At 46.0% G+C, this 21,259-nt stretch carries 19 protein-coding genes; 8 read left to right on the plus strand and 11 right to left on the minus strand.

Features of this window, described 5'->3' with window-relative positions; genetic code table 11:
* Positions 1-426 precede the first annotated feature (426 nt).
* From H9I36_RS02140 to H9I36_RS02170, 8 genes are all read left to right on the plus strand, one after another.
* Positions 427-912, plus strand: coding sequence for a DUF2971 domain-containing protein (locus H9I36_RS02140; RefSeq protein ID WP_187383752.1), 486 nt, complete (start codon positions 427-429; stop codon positions 910-912).
* A gap of 91 nt (positions 913-1,003) precedes the next feature.
* Entirely contained in the window at positions 1,004-1,345 is a 342-nt protein-coding gene (locus H9I36_RS02145) for a hypothetical protein (protein ID WP_187383753.1), read from the plus strand.
* Between the two features lie 181 nt (positions 1,346-1,526).
* A complete protein-coding gene (locus tag H9I36_RS02150) occupies positions 1,527-1,919 on the plus strand; it encodes a VOC family protein (protein WP_187383754.1) in 393 nt (130 codons plus the stop codon).
* Positions 1,920-2,087: 168 nt separating this feature from the next.
* Complete coding sequence (locus H9I36_RS02155) at positions 2,088-2,402, plus strand: TfoX/Sxy family protein (protein ID WP_187383755.1); 315 nt, start codon at positions 2,088-2,090, stop codon at positions 2,400-2,402.
* Positions 2,403-2,500: 98 nt separating this feature from the next.
* Entirely contained in the window at positions 2,501-3,007 is a 507-nt protein-coding gene (locus tag H9I36_RS13105; RefSeq protein ID WP_486389537.1) for a DUF6652 family protein, read from the plus strand.
* Positions 3,008-3,169: 162 nt separating this feature from the next.
* Positions 3,170-3,493 carry a hypothetical protein gene (locus H9I36_RS02160; RefSeq protein WP_187383756.1) on the plus strand — a complete coding sequence of 108 codons (324 nt, stop codon included), beginning with the start codon at positions 3,170-3,172 and terminating at the stop codon, positions 3,491-3,493.
* Between the two features lie 317 nt (positions 3,494-3,810).
* Positions 3,811-3,987 (plus strand): hypothetical protein, encoded by a 177-nt coding sequence (locus tag H9I36_RS02165; protein ID WP_187383757.1) that lies wholly within the window; start codon positions 3,811-3,813, stop codon positions 3,985-3,987.
* Positions 3,988-4,184: 197 nt separating this feature from the next.
* Positions 4,185-4,370, plus strand: a complete 186-nt coding sequence (locus H9I36_RS02170) for a hypothetical protein (RefSeq protein ID WP_187383758.1) — start codon at positions 4,185-4,187, stop codon at positions 4,368-4,370.
* Between the two features lie 380 nt (positions 4,371-4,750).
* Here the strand turns inward: H9I36_RS02170 and guaA are convergent, their stop codons facing one another.
* The 11 genes from guaA to H9I36_RS02225 all read right to left on the minus strand — a co-directional run bounded on the left by guaA (position 4,751) and on the right by H9I36_RS02225 (position 21,241).
* Positions 4,751-6,610: a glutamine-hydrolyzing GMP synthase gene (gene guaA / locus H9I36_RS02175; protein WP_187383759.1), complete on the minus strand. Its 1,860-nt coding sequence runs from the start codon at positions 6,608-6,610 to the stop codon at positions 4,751-4,753.
* A gap of 250 nt (positions 6,611-6,860) precedes the next feature.
* Entirely contained in the window at positions 6,861-8,315 is a 1,455-nt protein-coding gene (locus tag H9I36_RS02180; RefSeq protein WP_187383760.1) for an ATP-binding cassette domain-containing protein, read from the minus strand.
* Positions 8,312-9,118, minus strand: a complete 807-nt coding sequence (locus H9I36_RS02185) for a hypothetical protein (protein ID WP_187383761.1) — start codon at positions 9,116-9,118, stop codon at positions 8,312-8,314. Before H9I36_RS02185 ends, H9I36_RS02180 begins: the two co-directional genes overlap by 4 nt.
* Positions 9,102-9,986: an ABC transporter permease subunit gene (locus H9I36_RS02190; RefSeq protein WP_187383762.1), complete on the minus strand. Its 885-nt coding sequence runs from the start codon at positions 9,984-9,986 to the stop codon at positions 9,102-9,104. The genes H9I36_RS02185 and H9I36_RS02190 overlap by 17 nt, the downstream gene beginning before the upstream one ends.
* A gap of 8 nt (positions 9,987-9,994) precedes the next feature.
* Entirely contained in the window at positions 9,995-11,587 is a 1,593-nt protein-coding gene (locus H9I36_RS02195; protein WP_187383763.1) for an ABC transporter substrate-binding protein, read from the minus strand.
* The gene (locus H9I36_RS02200; protein WP_187383764.1) at positions 11,587-13,029 is read right to left on the minus strand and encodes a hypothetical protein; all 1,443 of its coding nucleotides are present in this window, start codon (positions 13,027-13,029) and stop codon (positions 11,587-11,589) included. Before H9I36_RS02200 ends, H9I36_RS02195 begins: the two co-directional genes overlap by 1 nt.
* The gene (locus H9I36_RS02205; RefSeq protein WP_187383765.1) at positions 13,026-14,639 is read right to left on the minus strand and encodes a formylglycine-generating enzyme family protein; all 1,614 of its coding nucleotides are present in this window, start codon (positions 14,637-14,639) and stop codon (positions 13,026-13,028) included. Before H9I36_RS02205 ends, H9I36_RS02200 begins: the two co-directional genes overlap by 4 nt.
* Before the next feature lie 406 nt (positions 14,640-15,045).
* Entirely contained in the window at positions 15,046-16,653 is a 1,608-nt protein-coding gene (pyrG, locus tag H9I36_RS02210) for a CTP synthase (RefSeq protein ID WP_187383766.1), read from the minus strand.
* An 8-nt stretch (positions 16,654-16,661) separates the two neighbouring features.
* On the minus strand, positions 16,662-17,960 hold the full coding sequence (locus H9I36_RS02215; protein WP_187383767.1) for a YhjD/YihY/BrkB family envelope integrity protein: 1,299 nt from the start codon (positions 17,958-17,960) through the stop codon (positions 16,662-16,664).
* Between the two features lie 24 nt (positions 17,961-17,984).
* Positions 17,985-19,436, minus strand: coding sequence for an asparagine--tRNA ligase (gene asnS, locus H9I36_RS02220; protein WP_038081876.1), 1,452 nt, complete (start codon positions 19,434-19,436; stop codon positions 17,985-17,987).
* Positions 19,437-19,639: 203 nt separating this feature from the next.
* Complete coding sequence (locus tag H9I36_RS02225; protein WP_255422630.1) at positions 19,640-21,241, minus strand: hypothetical protein; 1,602 nt, start codon at positions 21,239-21,241, stop codon at positions 19,640-19,642.
* Between the last annotated feature and the right edge of the window lie 18 nt (positions 21,242-21,259).

The raw sequence follows: 21,259 nt of genomic DNA on the forward strand, positions 1-21,259 counted from the left end.
TTTTGTTCCTCTGCACTGCTACTTTGCTACAGCAAGTCTTGTATGGGGATTGCTCCCTCTTGTGCCGACGGCACATCCACAAGAAAAATAATAAAGCATTATTCCGAAAATGTAAAGCGAAAAAATTGACGTAAAAAAATTGACGAAAAATACCGCGAAAAACCGGCGAAGGGCAGGGGGCGGTGAATATTCCGGTTCGCGATTGGGAAAGCGCGCGGTTTTTGCATGTATTGGACGAAATGGTTGTTTCTGTAATTTCAGGGAGAACCGTATCGATACTGTATTTTCGGGCGATGTTGTGGTATAGTAAATAACGTTATATGTCGTATGATTTTTATACGACGATTTTGCCGGATAGGAGGATTACGGCGGATACCGAGAAGGGGTGTTATGTGGACTGCTCTCTGAGTAGCATTGAGGTTAAAATTGGATAAGGAATATTTGTTTCATTATACACGTTCAGAAAATTACAGAAAAATATTAGATGAGCAAACTTTATTATTTAATAATATTCACAAAACAAATGACCCCTACGAAAATAAAAAGTTTGATTTTTTTGATATAACTGAAATTAGGGAAGATGAGAAGTCTTATGAAACTGATGATGAAAGAAGATGGTTCTTTAATCAATTAAATCGTATAAAAAACAGAATTGTTAGATCATTATCTCTTTCTAAAGGAGTTTATAATTTTAATATTTTAAATGAAAAAAATCGTCCTGGGTATTTTTTACCAAGAATGTGGGCTCAATATGGAAATAATTCAAAAGGCGTTTGTTTCGTTTTTGATAAAGTAAAATTATTAGGACAATTAAAAGCAAAATTGGATAATCGGTATTATTTTTTCGATGGTCCTATTGAATATAGAGATATTACTGAGGAAACATATTCATTATCATTAGAAAAATTATAAAGAATAGAAAAAAAGAGGTTTTTAGACATAAGAATGCCAATAAACGAGGTATGATAAAAATATCATAAAAAATATTCATGATTATTATTTTGTGAAGGATACTGATTGGAAAGGGGAAAACGAATACCGAGTGATAATTATAAATAAAAAAGGTAATGAAAATACAGAAGCAGAAATAGTAAAAATTGAAATGGATAAAGTTATTGAATGTGTAATTATTGGAGAAAATTTTGGTATAATTGAGGAGAATGATTATTATGAAATTGATCAAAAACAAATAGATATGATAAAAAGTTTATGTATTAAACATAATGTGTCATTAAAAAAAATTGGTCGAGATATTTATAGAAGTAAATATTTAGTAAAAGATGTATTTACTAAAATCGAAGAGATCAACAATCCCGACGCAGGGCAGGGTATGTTGTTCTTATAAGGTGGTTGCTGTCAGGCTTTAATACCCCTAGTTACGGTGCAGAGTGCCGGGGTATTAACCCCTCCGCATGAATAAACACATAACACCGTTTTCAAAGCCGACAACTCAGTTAAGCTGCGTTGCGGTTTAAAACATTGTTATGACCACACGCCGTTGGCGTGCGATGTTTTGGAGGAAATCTATGAAATTAGATGGATTTGGTGTTTTTGTAAAAGATATGCCGACGATGGTGCGTTTTTACAGGGATATATTGGGATTTGAAATCAAAGAGGCGGAAGATGCATCGAATGTATTTCTTGAAAAGGACGGCACTCTGTTTCTATTTTACAGACGCTCAGATTTTGAAAAGATGACTTCTACAAAATTCAATTATGCAGAAAAGATAAATGGGCATTTTGAAATTGCCTTAGGTGTAGAAAATTTTGCGGCAGTGGATAAAGCATATAATGAAATAGTCGCAAAGGGTGGAGAATCTGTAATGCCGCCTACAACAGAGCCTTGGGGACAGCGAACTTGCTACATTGCCGCCCCTGAAGGGAATCTTGTAGAAATCGGTTCTTTCGTGAAAGAATAAGGTGTATTTTTATCAAGATCATATTACTAAAAAAGTAAATTGAACTTTTAGGTGAAGATAAGGCTGTTGTATTTTAACTTTTAGGAAATTAAAAAGTATTTTCTTACAGAAATGAAAAATATATAAATAGCAAGTTGCTTTATACCTCAAAAAGGAGAGTAATAAGTAATGGCGTCTACTAAAGAGTACTTAGATTTTGTACTTGACCAGCTTTCTGATTTGGAAGATATAAGGTTTCGACAGATGATGGGAGAGTATATAATTTATTATAAGGGTAAAATCATCGGCGGGATATATGATGATCGTTTTCTCGTAAAGCCTACAAAATCAGTGATGAAAAAAATACCTGATGCATTTGAAGTGCCGTATGATGGTGCAAAAGAAATGATTTTAGTTGATGAGATAGATAACCGTGAATTTCTTCGGGATTTGATTTTGGGTATGTATGAGGAACTGCCGGAACAAAAAAGAAAAAAGTCTTAACACCCGCTTCAACCTGATATTGCGGATAAGCCGCAAATGCAGCTTAAGCGAATGGTCATGGCGCAACAGTTCCCCTTCTTGCTTGGTAAGAGGAAAAAATGAAAAAATATATAACATTAATTTTGTTTCCGTATTTTGCAACAATAAATATATTCGTGTTTTTGTTTTCTGGTTATTTGTCGGAACTTCCGAATCTTCTCAATTTATTAATTTGTTTTTTCTTTCTCGTCGCAAACATAATGGAATTATTTTTTGCCGTAAAGTGTTTAATAAACATTGGAGTGGAAACTTTTAACAATAACTGTAACACCGATTTTATAAAAAATATACTTTATGTAAAATTTCTTCATATACCGGCTTATGTTTTTATTTTTGTTCTTGGGTTTGCAATGCTTACCCTTCCGCTTGGTTTTATTATTACCATATGTTGTTTTATTGCAGACTGTTGGAGTATATTTTTTACAGGCTTACCAATGACATTTGCATTGATAGAAAAATATAGACAAAAAGAAATCTCTAAAAAATTTATCGTTATACATAGTATTTTGGCATTCATTTTTTGCTTAGACATAATTGACGGTGTTTTCTTGAAAAGAAAGCTGTAGTACACGGCTTTACACTGTTTGGAAAAACCTTAATAATAGAAACGTAGCTTCTTAAAAAAGAATAGGAAATATTTTTGCGGTAACAAAGGTTCATAACCGACACGCAGACAAGCAAATGTTATAGGCGAACAGGCCGGAGGTCTGCTTGTTTGGATATAAAAAATGAATAATGAAGATAATTATAACGAACAGTATCGAGAATTTAAAATAAATGCAATCCATTCATGGATTGTATTTGGATTATTAATAGATATAGGTTTGGTTTTAAAAAAATTCTTTAATATTGAAGTTTACTTTAAATCAGCAGCATTACGAATACTAGTTTTTTTCATTATTCCTTCTATTATAGGTAGTATAAAAGTTGTATATATTGATCCTTTTTTTGATAAAATAAGTAGTAAAATAAAATGGTTTTTTGTCTTTGTAGTTGTTGGAGTATTAATTTTTATGGGAGGATATTCAATTATATCGAATAAGATACTCTAATTAAAAAAAAGTTAAGAATATATTCTTATCGAGTCAAGCCCGATGAAAATATGAAATTGGACTTTAGGGTTTAAGCAAAAGAAGCGGTTGTAGGAAAAGAAGAATATTTCAGAAAGCAAGTTCAACTTGCTTTCTGAAATGGTATTAAACTTTAGGCAAAACAAGGCAGCCGTAGAACACGACTTTGCGCCGCTGGGAGAAAAATGATTGTATTAAAAATTTTTAGTGGATTGTGTGCAGTATACTTTTTTATTACACTTATTCGGAGTTTGATCTTATGGAGTAATAGATACAAAACTTTCATTGATTTTTGTCGTTTGGAAGGCGATGCAGAAACTATGTCCTATATTGGGTATAAAGAATTTTATGGCGAAGAATACGGCTTACGAAAGTCTTATTCGCTTGGTGCGGTTTTAGAAAGGCTCAATTCGCAATACGAGAAAACCTGCAAAAAAGAGTATTCTGAATATGGTGAATATATCCGCCTAATATAGATATAAAAGTATCTTATATGTAATTGTAATTTTTCTATGTATTATTGTTGTAACTGTACAGATGTAATAAATGAAAAATTAAAACGCATAACACCGTTTTCAAAGTCGACACGCGGACAAACTGCGTACGGTACACCGGTTGTTGGGCGGACACCCGTACCGGGGCGCAAAAAAAATAATTGCCGGACTGAAATCTTATGAATGATGAAAAAGAAGTAATTGAATTTTGGAAATTTTTAGAAATTTTACAAACAAAAAAATTTAATCCGCAAAAAGATGAAAAAGAAAATAAAAGCAGAAAATGTAAAGTTTTAAAAATACTTATTCAAAAGAAGATTATTCTATTACAGTTACGTTTAATGAAAAATGGGCGAATTTTATAATTAATGGCAACAAGTTTGGTTGGAATATTGACGATAAGTATTTTGCTAGAACTATACATGATACAGACTTGCCACCGGAATTTATTGATGATTTGGAAAACTTATTGTCCACTTTATCTGTTGGGCAAATATCAGAATATTGGTTTTAAATTTTGAAATGGATATAAGGATTATGAAGAACTGTACATATTGAAAGACCACTTGTATATTGCAGAAGGTATAAGGATTTATAATACTTGACCATAGTTTCCCTTTCTTTATTTTTCGGGTTTTTAGGTCTGCACTTTTATGATAACGTTTCAGCCGTAGGCTAACCGCTTTGAGCGCTTCTTTTCAAACAGCCGCCTTTCGCGGCTGTTGACTGGGCATGCGCTTACCGATCATTCCCAGCCGAAGGTCGCAGGCGGCTTATTCGTCGCATCGTAGTAGACCGCATCGACAAAGGGGAGGGCGGCGATTTTTCGTACGATGTCGTCGAGGATATGCTGCGGCAAATGCGCAAAGCGCGCGGTCATTACGTCTTCGCTGCACACGGGACGGAGCACGAAGCTCGCGCGGTCGGGAGAGGACGCATAGGGCAAGTCGATCGTCAAATGCTGGAACACTTTATCGTACCATCCCGATTCGTGAAGCGCTTCGAGAGCGATAGCATCCGCTTCGCGAAGCTCATCGAGCCTTCCTTTGTCGCAATAGCCTTTTTGCAGATCGAGCGTTGCGCCCGGCCTTTGGTAGAGACGGACGAGCGTGCGGTTTATAAAAGAAGCCTTATTCGTGATGTGAGACGATGCCGCTTCGAGCGCATCCCAATCTTCGGGTGTGCGGTAAAAACCGTCTGCAAGCGTTTCGAATGAAAGCACTGCCGGAAATCGGTAGGTACGGAAATCTCCCTGCACGCCGACCGAACGCACCGGAAGCGCATATCGCGCTTCTATGTTTTGTATAAGATGCGGAATGCTCATCGCTTCTATTTCTTTTTCCGCGCTTGTAAAATCGCACTTGTCTTTTTCGCTCATAGAGCCGTCAGAGCACAACACGTTGATCGAAAGACCGGGGCCGGGGAAGGGATGGCGGCGGATGAGGGATGGGGCGAGGCCGAGCTTTTTTCCGATGTTCCGCACTTCGTCTTTGTAAAGATTTTTCAGCGGTTCGACGATCAAGCCTTTTTCGATGAGCGCTTGGATTCCTTCGACGCGGTTATGGTGCGTTTTAATGACCTTCGAATTTTTCGTGCCGCCCGATTCGATGATGTCGGGATAGAGCGTTCCTTGCGCGAGCATCCATGATTCCCCGTCCAAATGGCGTTCGGCGACGATAGCGTTTCGGACTTCAACAAAGGTTTCTCCGACCGCAACGCGTTTTTTTTGCGGATCCGTAAGTCCGCTCACGGCTTTCAAAAAACGCTCACTCGCGTCTTCGACGATAAAATTGGTAAAGCCCGCCGCACGGTAGTGTTCTGCAACGGCTTTGCTTTCGTCTTTACGCATAAAGCCGTTATCGATATGCAGTCCGAGCACGCGATCCTGTCCGAGCGCTTTATTTAAAAGCGCAAAGGTAACGCTGCTGTCGACGCCTCCGCTTAAAAAAAGCAGCACGTTTTTATCTTCAGCTTCGCGTTGTATGTCGTCTATGATCATTTCCAAAACCGCTTTTTCGTCCCAATTTTTTTCCATACCGCAAAATCGAGCGAAGTTTTCGAACACTTCGTTGCCGCACGGCGTGTCGGCAACTTCGCAGTGGAACTGCAGACTGAAACGCTTTTTTGCAAGGTTCTGCAAAGCTGCGTAGTTGCAGTTTTCGGTGCTGCCCGTTTTTTCAAATCCGTCGGCGATCTTCGTCACTTCATCCTGATGGCTCATCCACACTTGCATAGGAGATGCGATACCCGAAAAAAGCGGGGACGCGGTGCTTGGGTCGATCGCAAGGTGCGCGATTCCGAACTCTCCCGCCTCGCCTTTTTCCACTTTTCCGCCGTAATGCTGCGCCATGAGCTGGTGTCCGTAGCAGAGTCCCAAAATCGGAATATCGGTATCCAAAATCGATTTGTTGAAGGCGGGGACATTCGCGTCGTATACCGAAGCGGGACCCCCGCTTAAAACGATCCCCTTTGCCCCTTCGATTTCCGAAAGAGAAGCGGAGGGGAGGGCGATTTCGGAATAATAGCCGAGAGCGCGGAAACGCTTTGCGATCAAGTGCGCGTATTGACTTCCGAAATCGAGAACGATGATTTTTGAGAGAGGCATAGTGTTTCCTGTCTATAAAAAATAGTGTTTAAAATACGGCATTGCAAAAAATATCGATTTTTCAAAAATGCGCCGACCGTTCGCTTATTATATCATATTATCGCTTTTTTGTAAGACGGCGCATATGCGGTTTTCATCATATCTTCCGTCCGGCAATAAAAAAACAAACGCCCCGCGGGAGGCGGGACGTTTTACTGCAACGCTTAACGCGCCCGCGTTTTTATCAAAGCGCGGAACGCATACGAGTTGTTTAATTTCCGGTAAACTGACCGACCAGTTCGGGGAAATCGAAGCTCTTTTCTACAAAGTAGCGGAGGTCGAAATCCTCGTGCGTAACGATAACCAAAATCGTCGCATGTTCGGCGAGGTATTCGGAAATCGCCTGCATGACTTTGAGGCGCGTTTCGAAGTCGATGTGCGCGAAGGGTTCGTCGAGAAGGAGGATATCCGGCTTTGCGGTCAGCGCGCGCGCGATGTCCATGCGCTTCATCTCTCCTGACGACAGCTGCTGAGGTCGCTCGTCGAGGTTTGCACTCGTGAGGCCGACCTTTTCGAGGTTCTTTTCGAGCTCTTCGATCGTGCCGCCTTCACTTGACGCGGAAATCTGTTTGAACGAATCGCGGATGCTCAAGTCGGGGAAAAACGAAAAGCGCGAGTCCTGCTGTACGACCGTCATGCGGCGGCGGAACGGCTTAAACGCTTTCGGATCTCTTCCCGTTTCTTTCGGCTTTAAGGCGACCAAATCGGAACCTTCCATGAGGATCTGTCCCTTGGTGCTGTCGAGCAGACGGAGGATCGCTTTGATCGTTGTGGACTTTCCGCAGCCTGAAGGACCGGTGAGTCCGTATACGGTCGAGCGTTCGAATTTGAGATTCAATCCTTTGAATGCGGTGAAAGTGCGTTCTCCGAAGATACCGCGCTTGAAATACGTTTGCGACACGTTTTTCAATTCGATCGCAGTCCCCGACGCACCTTTTTTCGCTTCGGGTTTTTCGTAGCCTTCCATTTCGGGAAGCTCTTTCATCTGTTCGATAACGCCGTCTTTGAGCATAAAGGCTTTATCGAGCGTCAGGCGCTTTATGAAGTCGAGGTCGTGGCTGACCATGAGAAAGGTTTTATCTTTCGGGCCGAGTATTTCGTTGTTCAAAAACGTTACGAAATGCTTTCTGAGGTTTCGATCGAGGTTTACGGTCGGCTCGTCCAAAAGGATGAGATTCCCTTTTCTCGACAGGAGGATCATGAGCGTGATGCGCTGCATTTCGCCGCCCGAAATTTCGTCGGGGTAGAGGCGCGCAAACGCTTCAAAATCGAGTGAAAAATATTTTGTCAGGCGCTCGACGATGACCGGCCGCTGACCGGGAGCGAGCAGGGCGAGGTTTTGATCAAGCGTCAAAGCAGGGTTCATAACCTGTGCGGTTTCCGCGGGTATGAACATCAGCCCCGACTGTGCGATCTGCGACCATTCGCTGAAGCCGAGCTTGTGGTTGAAATACGCGGGGATCCCGTTTACTTTCATGCCTCCTTCGAACGTAAAAATCTTCGTAGAGAGAATGCCCGCAACGGATTTCAAAAATACCGATTTGCCGGTGCCCGTCGGCCCCATGATGACGGCCGAAGCATGCGCTTCAAGTGAAAAGTTGCAATTTTTGAGGAGCACGCGCTCACCGAGACGGATCGAAAAATTATCAAGCGAAATGGGTGTCATGCGTTTCCTCCCTCTTTTTCGTTCAGCACGATCAAAAAGGCGACGCTGATCGCGATGAGCACGACGGACGGGATCCAAAAGAGGATCGGGTCGCCTCCTTCAAATAGCGCATCTCGGTGCGCGGCAATCAAAGCGCCCGGGCTCAAGTGAGCAGGGGTACCGTAGCTGCCGAAGCCGAGCTGAATGATAAAACCGAACGAACAGTCGAGGACGAGCGTTTTCAGCAAAATGCCCGCGGCAACGCGGCGGAACGTACTGCGCATCAGATCGGTCGTCATCAAAATGGCGAGAATACGCATCTTCGGAAATCCGTATGAACGGAACGACAAGCTGTATTTTCGGTTGTACAGATCGATGAGCGGGATCGCGATGCTCCGCACGGCTTCCGGCAGCGTCGTCACCGTGGCGGCGAGCACGAATACGACGAGCGACATCATCGTCGATGCCGCACTCGTGTGCCGCGCAAGGTAACCCGATACCGGAGCGTAGCAAAAGAGCGCTACGAGGATCGCCGGAATCGATTCCACAGCGTTGAGGATATTTGCAAAACTTCGTCCGACGTGCATATTAAGCACGCTTATGTAGCCGAGTATAAAGCTCAGCAACATCGCGAAAAGCACGGTCGCCGCAAGGGTAATCGAAAGCTCTTTGAACGACGAGACGAGAGACGTAAAATAACCGGAGTCGACAATCCTTTGGGGCGCGAGACCTGCAAAATACGACGACGGAAGCCATGAAAGTGCGAGAGGCGATATCAAAACAACGATGCACAGTATTTTGAGGATATTAAATAGCTTTTTCATACCACCTCGGATAAATCAGGAATAGAACGGTCTTTACCAAAAAGGCTACGACCGCGTTGACGCACAAAAGGATAAACACCGACGCTACGAGCAAATCGGTATTCGTCGCGAGCAGCGCGTCGAGCAGCGTACTGCCGAGTCCCGGGAATGAAAATACGATTTCCGCGATCGTAACTCCTCCGATGATCGCCGGCACTTTACCCGCAAGGTAGGGGATAAAACGCGGCAGACTCGAAGAGAAGAGGTAGCCCGAATAGGTTTCCGGCAGCGGAAAAAATCGTCCCAAATTGCGGCCGAGCGTTGAAAACACGACCGCGTGTGTGGAATTGACCTGCCTAAGCATGTCGGCTTTGAGGAAGTTCGTTGCATCCCATGAAAGCCCGCCGAGCACGACCGTGATAAGCGCGATGATGATAAACGGGGCGTCGCTTCCGAAAGCATTTGCCAAAACCCAAAAGCCGACGAACAGCGGTACCGCTGCGAGAACGGACGTGACCAAGCCCAAAAATCCGCTGAAGCGTTCGGCTCCGGCATATTCGTGGTGCTCGGCCATGTACTGTCCCGTTACGGCGTACGCGGAAGAGGCGAGGGCGATGACGGTCAAAATAAAGAGCGCGAGCAGAGTCAGCGGTAAGGTGACGGCCGCTCCCGACGCGATAATCTGACCTGAGCTGAAACCCGGATGCGCTATGGAAAAATCTTCCGATCCCGAAATAAGCAGTAAGAACGACCGTGCGGCTTCGGCATAGCTTTCAGGTGAGGCACCGATCGAAAGCAGGTAAAATGCCGAAAGCACGAGTGTTCCCGCCACGGCAAATACGATGCCGTGGATGATGAATTCTCGAATTAAAAAGCGCAGAAAACGCATAGCACTCCCTATTTAATTTTCCAATTTTCCGCTGAAAGGAACGGATTGTCCGTAGCGATCGCAACGTTATCCAAACTGCGGGAGTAAACGTCTTTTTCCAGAGAACACAGATACAGCGCGGGCGAAAGTTCGCAGATGCGCTTATCGATTTGGAGCGTGAGATCGATCCAATTTGCGGTGACGATCTCTTTTTCCCATGCGTCGAAGAGGCTGTTCAATTTGCTGTCCGCGATCCCGGTGACATTTTTCGAACCGTTCGATCGGTACCAATCGCCCAAGCTTGAATAGAGGTTGTCGAAGCCTTCGCAATACATGAGCGCGAGTTCGAACGATTTTTCGGTATGTACCATGCGGTCGAAGACCCTGTCGCCGGTACGCTTGGCTTCAACGTTCAAGCCGATTTCCGCAAGCTGTTTGACGATACCTTCCGCCATTTTGGTACCGAATTCGCCCATGGAGTCGGGGTAGAGGAGGATCGCGTTTTGTCCGGAAATACCGCCCGAAGAAGCGAGGCTCTTTGCCTTTTTAATATCGTATGCAAGGAATGTCGGCATGGGTTTGTCGACATATTCGGGGATATTCGCCGAAAAGAGATTCGACGGGAACGGACCGTAGTTTAAAATGACGCCCGATTTTTGATCGGTGATCGACGGAATGAGCACTTCGCGGTCGAGCGCCATTGCCATAGCCTGGCGTCCTTCGGCATTCGGAAACAACTTCGTATTGATCGCGACTTCATAGAATGCGTACGGAATGTACGAATTGATGTCGACGTTCGGAATCTTTGCAACTTCGGCTCTGTCCATCGGGTTCGTTTCGAGGATGACGTTGACGCGACCTTTGCGCATTTCGTTCATGCGGATGATCGGGTCGATGATGCGCTTCATGACGAGGCTCGATGTCTGGGGCTTCGATTTGAAATAAGTGCCGTTCGCATCGAAGGTGACCCATTTGCCGATTTCCCACGAAGCGAGTTTAAAGGGGCCCGTTCCGACAGGTGCGGTTGCGAATTTACGCTCGTTTTCGCCCGAACGCATATTGACCTGCATTTTCTGTCCGTTGTATTTCGACGGAACGATCTTAAACGTGAGTACGGGATAGGCGCGGAATTCCGGTATCGGATTGACAAATTCGATCTTTACCGTTCTGTCGTCTTCGGCGGTAACACTTTTGATAAACGACATGAGGTAGTCACGCTTCGGAGAATTGTTCGCTTCGTCCGTATACGCTTCAAACGAATACACGACGTCGTCCGACGTGACGGGATTACCGTCGTGCCATTTTACATCGTTGAGGGTAACCGTATACGTTTTTTTGTCTCCCGGATTCTGCACGATACTTTCGGCAAGCGCGAGATCTGAGTAAAGCGAACCGCTGGCTTTATCGACTTCAAAGTTGACCAAACCGTCGAACAGGAGTTCGGCGGCGTTCAATCCCGACGTATTCTGCTCAAGCACGGGGTTCAAAGAATCCGGCAGCGTAGACACGGCGATGACCGCGCCCTTCGGCTGAGCTCTCCACACGATAAACGCGCCCGCCGATATGAGTACGATAAGCGCGATGATAATAATAGCAATAATGCCTTTTTTGTTGACCTTCATTAACGCATCCTCACAATGAATGAACTGTAGACGACCACTTCGCCTTCATAGTCGGGCGTTTTGCCCTTTTGTATTTCAAAGAAATATTTGTTGCTCGTCAGCTGTCCGCCCGCGTTGAGAACCGGCCATGAGTTTCCGATTTTGGCGCTGCGGTTGACGAGGTCTTTCATATTGTTTTTTTCGATGAGTTTTCCGCTCTTCGTGTTTTCGGCGAAAACGCGGACGGTGCGGTTATCCTTCAGCGTGACGACGAGGTCGTTCATCTGTCCTTTCGGAATGGAAACCATACCCCACCAGTATTCGTTACCTTTTGCGTTCTTCGCGCTGAATTTCGCAGGGCGGCTCCTTTTGCTTTCCGCCGTCGAACGCGGATCGGGGTTGAACAGACCGATCATGAGCGGGAAGACGACTTTGCCGCGGCTCGCGATTTCCTGTGCAGTGCGGATTTCCGAGTTGACCTGTGCGATCTTCGCTTCGAGGTCTTTTTTCTGCGCGTTTATATCGTCAAGAATATCCTGTCCGATATCGTTCGGATATTTTGCGGCGAAGCCGAGCAGGTTTTGATATATACCGTCGATATTTTTTTGAACCGACTGATAGTGAGCGAGGATCGCTTCAAGCGGCATCTTACCGTTTTCGCCCGCGTTTTCGGGAGTGCGCGCGAATTCTTCGTTGATTTGCGTTTTGTATTCGTATGCGCGATCGCGGATAACCGAAGCGCGTTCGATCGCCAAATCCTGGCGCGTCTTTTTGAAAGAGCGAACGTTTGCGGAAACGCCTTGTGTTTTTGCGACGCCCGCATTGTTCGCCGCAGCGTCGATTTCTTTTTCGGCACTCGCATAAGAAGCCAATACGGAATCGTAAGCTGCAACTTTTTCTTCAAAAGTCGGAATAGCACGGACTTTTTCGATTTCACTGTTGAGCGCGGAACTCTTTGCAAAGAGTGAGCTTACGACATCGGCTTCTTTGTTCGCCTGCGTGAGTTCGTCCGTACTTCCGTATACTTTTACTGCGGACGCATAGAGTTTTTTCGCAGCGGTGATTTTTCCTCCTGCAACCAAAGCGTCGATACGTTTTGCCGAAAGCGAAGCGCCTTTTTCGGCGACGTCCGACGGAAGTTTCAGCGCGGGATCGAGCGAGCCGAATTTGTCGAGAGCCGTATTGCAGGCTGCAAGCAGTTTCGCTTCGTTTTTCGTCGAATCGGTACTTTCAAGAGCATCCGATCCGGCTTTGTATGCGGCGACATAGTTCTGATATTGCTTTTTTACTTTTTCGTCTTTAATTTCGTTCCAATACGGAGCTGCCGCTTCGGGCTCGCGATCGTTCCACGCTTTGACACCGGCAGCGATAGCCCTGTCATCGGGATTTTCTTTACTTCCCGTGGCGCAGGAGACGAGCATAACGGCTAAAATTGCCGAAACGATAAGAGCGTATTTTTTCATTCTGAAACCTCCTTAACTAAACGGAAGCCGACGTCGGCATATCCGTTTTTGCTGTTGATATTGCGGTAATTGGAAATGCGTAATTCCGTCGGACCGTCCATCCACGATCCGCCTTTGACGGTACGAAGATTCGTTTCGCCTTCGATACCGTGATTCGACGATGTCCATTCGGCGACGTTGCCGGACATATCGACAAGACCCCATGCGTTGTTGCCGTTTTCAAACGAACCTACGGGAGAAGTCTTTGTAAATTTACCGTTGCCTTTGTAATTCGCCCGCTTTCCGTCCGTCGGATTTTCATCACCCCACGGATAGATGATATCGGCACCCGCGCGGGCGGCTTTTTCCCACTCTTCTTCAGTCGGAAGGCGATAGGTCGAACCCGTCTGTTCTGAAAGCCATGCGGCGTATGCTTCGGCATCGCTGTAGCTGACGGCGACGACCGGCTGTTTTCCCTGATTGTAATCGGAATTGTCGAAATAATCGGGGGCGTTTTCGGCTCTCGTCGTGTGAATAAAAGAGGCATACTGGGCATTCGTCACTGGTGTTAAGCATATGGCGAATGAAAGGGTCGAAGCCGTGTGAGCGGCTTCTGTTTTCTGTGCGCGGGTGTCCTGAGGAACGGCTCCCGCATTGAACTCGCCTTCGGGAACGACGACCGACGGAAATGCCGCGTCGATGTCGTCAAATCGCACATAGCGCGCGTCGGCGGTTATCTGCGAGTCGAGCTTTTTCAAAACGACCGATGACGGGACGGACTTTGCCAATGCGGTCTGTACCGTAAGCGTTACCGGACGGCTTCGGAAATTTTCATCGGAAGGGAAATCGATCGCAATATTTCCGAGCGCGTCTGCTTTGGTCAGTACGCGAACGTCTGCGACTTCCCCTGCATCCGTCGGAAGGTCTGCAGCTTCCCACGTGACGGCAACCGGAAGTCCTCCTGCCGCGTTGCCGGAAGCATCGGCGACTTTTACCGAAAATTTCGTGGATGCGTTCACGATGCCGTCTTTTACCGAAAACGTAAAGCCCAGATTTTTGGCGACATCGGTACACAGCGTTTCCGCTCTGCGCGAAAGCAGTTCCGTGCCGTCGGGCACGGCCGAAAGCAGCTCCGTTTCACCTTCATCGACCAGTTTTGCAAGGATCGCGATCGCGCCTGCAAGCTGATCGGCGGGATTTTTCTTGTTCTTGCTCGCGGCGAGGCGTGCACTCAAATCGGTGCGAAGCGCATCGGTATAGAGCTTTTCCTTTTTATCCCAATCGACTATTTTCATTCGATAGGTGACAGCAGGCGGCTCATTTTTTTTCGATTGAGAATAGGGCTTGATGTCGGTAATGCGGGCATTGACCGATGCGTCGCTTACCTGTACCCTCGGCGCTTTCGGATTTACGGAGCGAAGCGCGGCTGTCAGCGCGCTTTCGACGAGGTCGCGTTTTCCCGCAAACTCCGCTTCCGCCGCGGTAGCTCCTTTACCGTAGCCGTAGTAATAACCTTCTTCCTGTTTTACCAGTTCGGGTTCCGCCTTTTTGGCAAAAGCCGACCAGTTTGTTAAAACAAAAAAAACGGAAACCGAAAGGATCGCAATGCGATTTCGTTTCATTGTACTCATACTTCATCTCCCAAAATTTATTATCCGTTATCGTAATAAATTTAATAATAAATAATTCCGTTTTGCCGTGTGCACCTGTACATCGCTTGAAATACGATGTACATTACGGGCAAATCAAATAAAGGATAGCATACGGCTGTAACTAAGTCAATATTTGCGAAATTCTATTTTTGCAGTATAGGTTACAAAATTCCGTACGTTTTATAACAACATTTGATCGCGAAGGTTATATACAATATCGTATTGATTTTAAAATTGTTTTTCATTGTTTATTATTAATTAATAAACTGTTTACGCGATCGTCGCCGCTTATACATATGCCATACACAGCACGGATAGCGCCTCCGATGTGAGAACGGATTTTTTTTATGAAATGAACATATTCGATCAGACTTGTTTTTACGATCTATTTTTTTGCCGAATACTCGCACGCGGCTTTAATAAATTCGCGAAAGAGCGGACCCGCGCGGTTCGGGCGGCTTTTGAATTCCGGATGAAACTGCACGCCGACCATCCACGGGTGATCGGGAGCTTCGCATATTTCCACTAAATCGCGCTCGGGATTTACGCCCGAGACGACGAGACCCGCTTGTATCAATCTGTCGCGGTAGGCATTGTTGAATTCGTAGCGATGGCGGTGGCGCTCCCAAATCGTTTCAGCCCCGTACGCTTTTTCGGCAAGCGTACCCGGCATTACTTTGCATTCGTATTTTCCGAGACGCAGCGTACCTCCGAGAATCTTTCCGTTTTGATCGGGCATCAAATCGATGACGGGATCGCTCGTCGATTTATCCATCTCCGAAGAGTTCGCGTCTTTTAAGCCGAGCACGTTTCTCGCGTATTCAATGACTTGAATCTGCATGCCGAGGCATATGCCGAAGTAGGGCACTTTGTGAGTTCTCGCGTACTTCGCGGCGTAGACCATACCTTCGATACCGCGTCCGCCGAAGCCGCCCGGAAGGATGATGCCGTCGGCGGCCTTTAAACGCGCGAGGGCGGCTTTATCGTCGGGGAGCGTTTCGGATCCGATCCAATCGATCGTTACGTCCGCTTCGTTGTGGATGCCGCCGTGCACGAGCGATTCGGCAACCGAAAGGTATGCGTCGTGGAGTTCGACGTATTTTCCGACGAGCGCTACGGTCACTTTGCGTTTCGGGTTGTTGAATTTGTCGACCATCTTTTGCCAATCGGCGAGATCGGGTACCGGGTTTTTAAGGGAGAGCGCTTCGCATACCGCTTTGCCGAGTCCTTCGTTTTCCATTTGAAGCGGCACTTCGTAGATGGATCGCGCGGTAAGATTTTGTATGACGTGATTCGTGTCGACGTTGCAAAAAGATGCGAGCCGTTCGCGGGTCGCCGTATCGATCGGCTCTTCGGTTCGGAGCATAATGATGTCGGGCTGGATGCCGAGCTCCTGCAGCTCTTTTACCGAGTGCTGCGTCGGCTTTGTTTTGAGCTCATGCGATTTTTTCATGTAAGGCACGAGCGTCAAGTGAATGTAGCAGCAGTTTTCTTCGCCGACTTTATATTTCATCTGGCGGATCGCTTCCATAAACGGCAGCGATTCTATGTCGCCGACGGTACCGCCTATTTCCGTGATGATGACGTCCGCTTTCGTCTCTTCCGTCGAAAGCATCATGCGGCGGAGGATCTCTTCGGTGATATTCGGAATGACCTGCACCGTGCCGCCGTGAAATCCGCCTTCGCGCTCTTTGTTTAAAACGGCGAGGTAGACGCGACCTGCGGTCGTATTCGATGATTGGGAAAGAGAAGCGTCGGTAAAGCGCTCGTAGTGCCCCAAGTCGAGGTCGGTTTCGGCTCCGTCGTCGGTGACGAAAACTTCGCCGTGCTGGTAGGGATTCATCGTTCCCGGATCGATGTTCAAGTACGGGTCGAATTTTTGATTGACGACTTTGTAGCCTCGGCTTTTTAAGATGAGCCCGATAGATGCCGCAGCGATGCCTTTGCCGAGTCCCGAAACGACTCCGCCGGTGATGAATATATACTTAGCCATTTTTATTATTATAGCAGGAAAGTTTCCGTTCGTCCATAAACTCGCGAAACATATTCGGATATGTGCGACAGCGCTTTTTCGGCCGTTTTGTGATTTATTTCGAGAAGGCTCCGAAACTCTTCGGCCGAAATCTTCATCAGTTTGCAGTCGGTTTCCGCTTTTGCTTCCGATGTGCGCACCTGATCGAGTATGCACGTCTCTTCTCCGAAAAAAGATCCCGTATCGCAGTAGGAAAGGTTTCCGTTTCTGTTGATTCGCACTGCGCCGCTGACGACGTAATACGAATCGTCGGAGCGGTCGTTCTTTGCATAGATGATCGAACCCGCTTTATAATTTTCGACGTTATTCTTGTTCATAATCGCCGACGGCGTGATAAAGAGGGTGCGCTTTACGATCGAATTGAGTTTCGTGTCGTCGCGGTCGGGCAGAAGATATAATTCGCTTAAAAGCAGCGGATCAAAAAATTGTACTATATATACCACTTGCGCGAAGATAAAAAACAGCGTAAAGAAAATATACGTTTGAAATAAAAAAATCATAACCCCGCTCAAAACGCCGTAAATGATATTGTAATTCGCTATGTTTAAAAATTCATTCGTCAATTTTGCCGCTGCAAAAAACGAAAGCGTGCACAGCGCGGAGCAGGCTGCGCAGAGTTTTGCACGGGGTTTCGTTTCCGACGCATAGCGGTAGGCGAGCAGCACGATGATAAAGATGAGTGCGAACTCGGCTGCGGTGATGAATGTGCCGGGCGCGACTCCGAAAAAGGGATGAAGCGTTTCAGACAGCGATGCAAGAGGGGAAAGCATAAAAAAATTTCTGAACGCAAAAACCGCAAGTACGATGATCGTCGCGATGACGACGAGCGCAAGCTCTCCGGTGACGATGAGCGCATGGTTGAAGATCGCGCGGGATTTTATTTTTTTATGAAAAATGCGGCGCATGCCCTGCATGACCGCTGCGAATGATTTTCTCGACATCAGCACGATAAAAAGGGCGAGTACGAATTCGATCCGGCCGAAGGTTTTTACTTTCAGTATACCGTCGATAAAGGATTCGGCGTCGAACATCGTTTTGTATTCGGAAATACGCGATAAAACCGAATCGATGATTTCCGGCGAGGCATGGGTGATGCGCACGAGGACGGCGAGTACCGTCATCACGATCGGGATAAACGAAAAGAGAAAACCGAACGCACAGGAAGCCGCGCACGTGTAGAGATTGTTCCGCGCGTAAAACGACGCCGTCAAATAGATGAGCTGACCGACCGTATTTTTTGCCGAGCGTTTTTTATGCCGTCTTTTCATGAACGGCTTATTATAGCGCGCTTTTTAAAAATCCGCCAGCTTCGGCGCGCGCGGATAGGGGATGACGTCGCGGAGGTTCGACATACCGGTAACGTAGCGGAGGAGGCGCTCGAATCCGAGGCCGAAACCCGAATGCGGTACCGTGCCGAACCTGCGCAAGTCGAGATACCACGTATAATTCGACATATCCATATTGCGCTCGTTACATGCAGCCAGCAGTTTGTCGTAATTTTCTTCGCGCTCGCTTCCGCCGATTATTTCGCCGATGCCCGGAACGAGGACGTCGAGGGCTTTTACCGTTTTGCCGTCGTCGTTTTGTTTCATATAAAACGCTTTGATCGCTTTTGGATAATTGTAAACCATGACGGGGCATTTGTAGATTTGCTCGGTGAGGTAGCGCTCGTGTTCGGTTTGAATATCGCAGCCCCAAAACGGCTTGTATTCGAATTTATCGGCGTGTTTTTCGAGCGCTTCGATCGCTTCGGTGTACGAAATCCGCTTAAACGGCGTTTCGGCGACGTGTTCGAGCATTGCGATGAGACCGTTTTGAATACGTTTGTCGAAGAATTCCAAATCGCTCCGGCACTTTTCGAGCGCCCAGCGCAAAAGGTATTGGATAAAGCTTTCGGCCAAATCCATATCGTCGTCCAAATCGAAAAAGGCCATTTCGGGTTCTATCATCCAAAATTCGGACAAGTGGCGCGGAGTATTCGAATTTTCTGCGCGAAACGTCGGTCCGAATGTGTACACGCGCGAAAGGGCGGTCGCAAGCGTTTCCGCTTCGAGCTGTCCGCTCACCGTGAGGCTCGCTTTTTTGCCGAAAAAGTCTTTCGAATAATCGACGAGGGATGAAGCGCTTTCGGCCTTTTTGCCGGCATTCCCCGCTTTGACACCGATCTCCGCGATCTTTTCGAGAGACAGCGTTGTCACTTGAAACATTTCGCCCGCGCCTTCGGCGTCGCTGCACGTGATGATCGGTGCGTTGATATATTGGAAGCCGTTTTCCTGAAAAAATGAGTGAACGGCGAAGGCCATCTGATTGCGCATACGGAATACCGCACCGAAAGTATTTGTCCGCGCTCTGAGGTGAGCGTTTTCGCGGAGATATTCCATCGACATCTTGTTTTTTTGAAGCGGATAAGCGTCGCTTGGACATTCTCCGAGAACGATAAGCTTTTCGAGCGTCACTTCGACGGCCTGTCCCGACGCGGGCGAAGGGACGAGGAGCCCTTCGGCGCGCACCGAAGCGCCGGTATTCGCTTTTGCAATATTTTCTTCTATCGCTTTGACGTCGGCTCCGGCGGAAGGGGACGTACGGTCGAAAGTCAGCTGGATCGATGCAAACGAGCTGCCGTCGTTTACTTGAATGAATACGAGATTTTTCGAATCGCGCACGGTTCTCACCCAGCCGCACACGGTGACGGCTTTTCCGTCGGGCTTTGATGCAAGCAGATCTTTTATGAGCGTCGGTTTCATGCGTACGATTGTAGCGATTTTATGTTGTTTGAGCAATGTGCCGCGCAAGTCAACGTTCGCATGAGCGTCGCATTCGCTTCGTTGCTGAAAATCCTCGCCGTCAATCCCTCGAAAATAAATCGCGCGTACGGTTTTCAACTGCGAACTGTTGCGCGGCAGAAAATATCGCTCATCCTAATTCCGAAGCTTTTTTATCAGACTTATTAAAACGCATCGATAAACGCTTTTTTGTTTTTGAATTCGAACACACGATAAAAATTGTCCGAATAGACCTGAGTCCCGTTTTTAAATACGGCACGCTGGGAAGCATCGTTGTATTGTTTTTGAGTTACAAGGAAAAAAATCGGCTCATTCGCTTTGTAATCATCGCGATAAAAACGCTCGGGTGTCAGCCATAAATCGCATTTAAATTTAGTTGGAATATATTTGACGCCGTCTATCGTATCATAATAAAGATTTCCGAATTCAACTCTGCCGTCCGTCATCATCGTAAAAACATTTGCATTCCAAAACGTCGCATAACCGAAATCGTAGTTGTCGTCGAGAAAGCGGCATACGGCGCGCTTATCAAGATTCCCATCTGAAGTTAAAACATCGATATAAGTGGTAAATGCCCCTAAAATGAGGGCAACAGAAAACGACACGCCGACAAGGTATTTTTTCAGCACGGAAAGATTTGGGCTTTCTAGAAACAGCGCAAAGCATGGGACACAATAAACAAGAGACGGAATAAAATATCGATCCTTGTATTCTGTATGAATTATTGCAAATGAATTTAAAACAATCATAACTGCAGCTATGATAAAGAAAAATCGTTTATGTTCCGATTCATGTTTTTTTATGCATACGACAAAACACACGATAAAAAATATAAACGCGCTATATAGCATAACGTTGTTTATCCCTGCAGGTCCGAAAACAAGCACACCGTTATGATAACCGAATATCTCAAATATCGATCGATGAACATCTGAAAAACTGACGTCTCCGATAGTATTGAATCGTATATCGTTCCATGTTGAAAATGAAAAAAGCCTCTTCAGCACCAATGAATTTACAATATATCCGAAACCGCTTAAAAAAATATTCATCACGGCATAGAACGTCGGCCTGTCTTTTATAAAAAAATGGGAAAAATCAAATGCTTCTTTTCGGTTTACAAGACGATAAACGGAAAAAGCGACAATTGCAAGTGCAATAGGAAACTGAAAATTCAAAATGTATCGTATACCCGACGCTCCTGAAATAAAGGCAAGCGTGAAAAAAACTATCGCAAACGTTTTTCTTTTTTTTGCCGAAAGCTCCGAATATGCGAGTGACAGAAAAAGCCCCGTATATATAAAACTTATCGTGATGTGCGGAATATAATAATTTCCGAATTGCACAATATTCCACATCGTACGCGACCAAGGTATAAAAATAAACAGTGCACACAGAAGCTTTATCCATCGGTTTTTTACACCGAGAGTTCCGAGCAAAAACCACAACGAGAGCGGCAACGCGAAACACAAAATAATCGCAGAGACGGCTTTTACCGTAAGCCAACTCGACGTAAATGCAAAGAGGAACGATGTAACAAGCTGCGTGTTTAAAAGGCGCAATTCCGTCGAATAATGCCATGAGCGCGGCCAAAATGTTTTATGCGTAAAGCATTCTTTGGCAAGCATGAGTTCAGATGCCATATCGCTGTCCATGTTTTGTATGCAGCGCGCAAAAGCACAGAATTCTGTCAAAATCACAGCTGCGATAAAAAACTGCACGATCAAAATTATCTTCGTTTTTTTTGAAAATTTAAGAAAAAACAAAGCGTCAAAAAAAATAAC

The sequence above is a fragment of the Treponema sp. Marseille-Q4130 genome (genome assembly GCF_014334325.1).
In the GTDB taxonomy this organism is placed as follows: domain Bacteria; phylum Spirochaetota; class Spirochaetia; order Treponematales; family Treponemataceae; genus Treponema_D.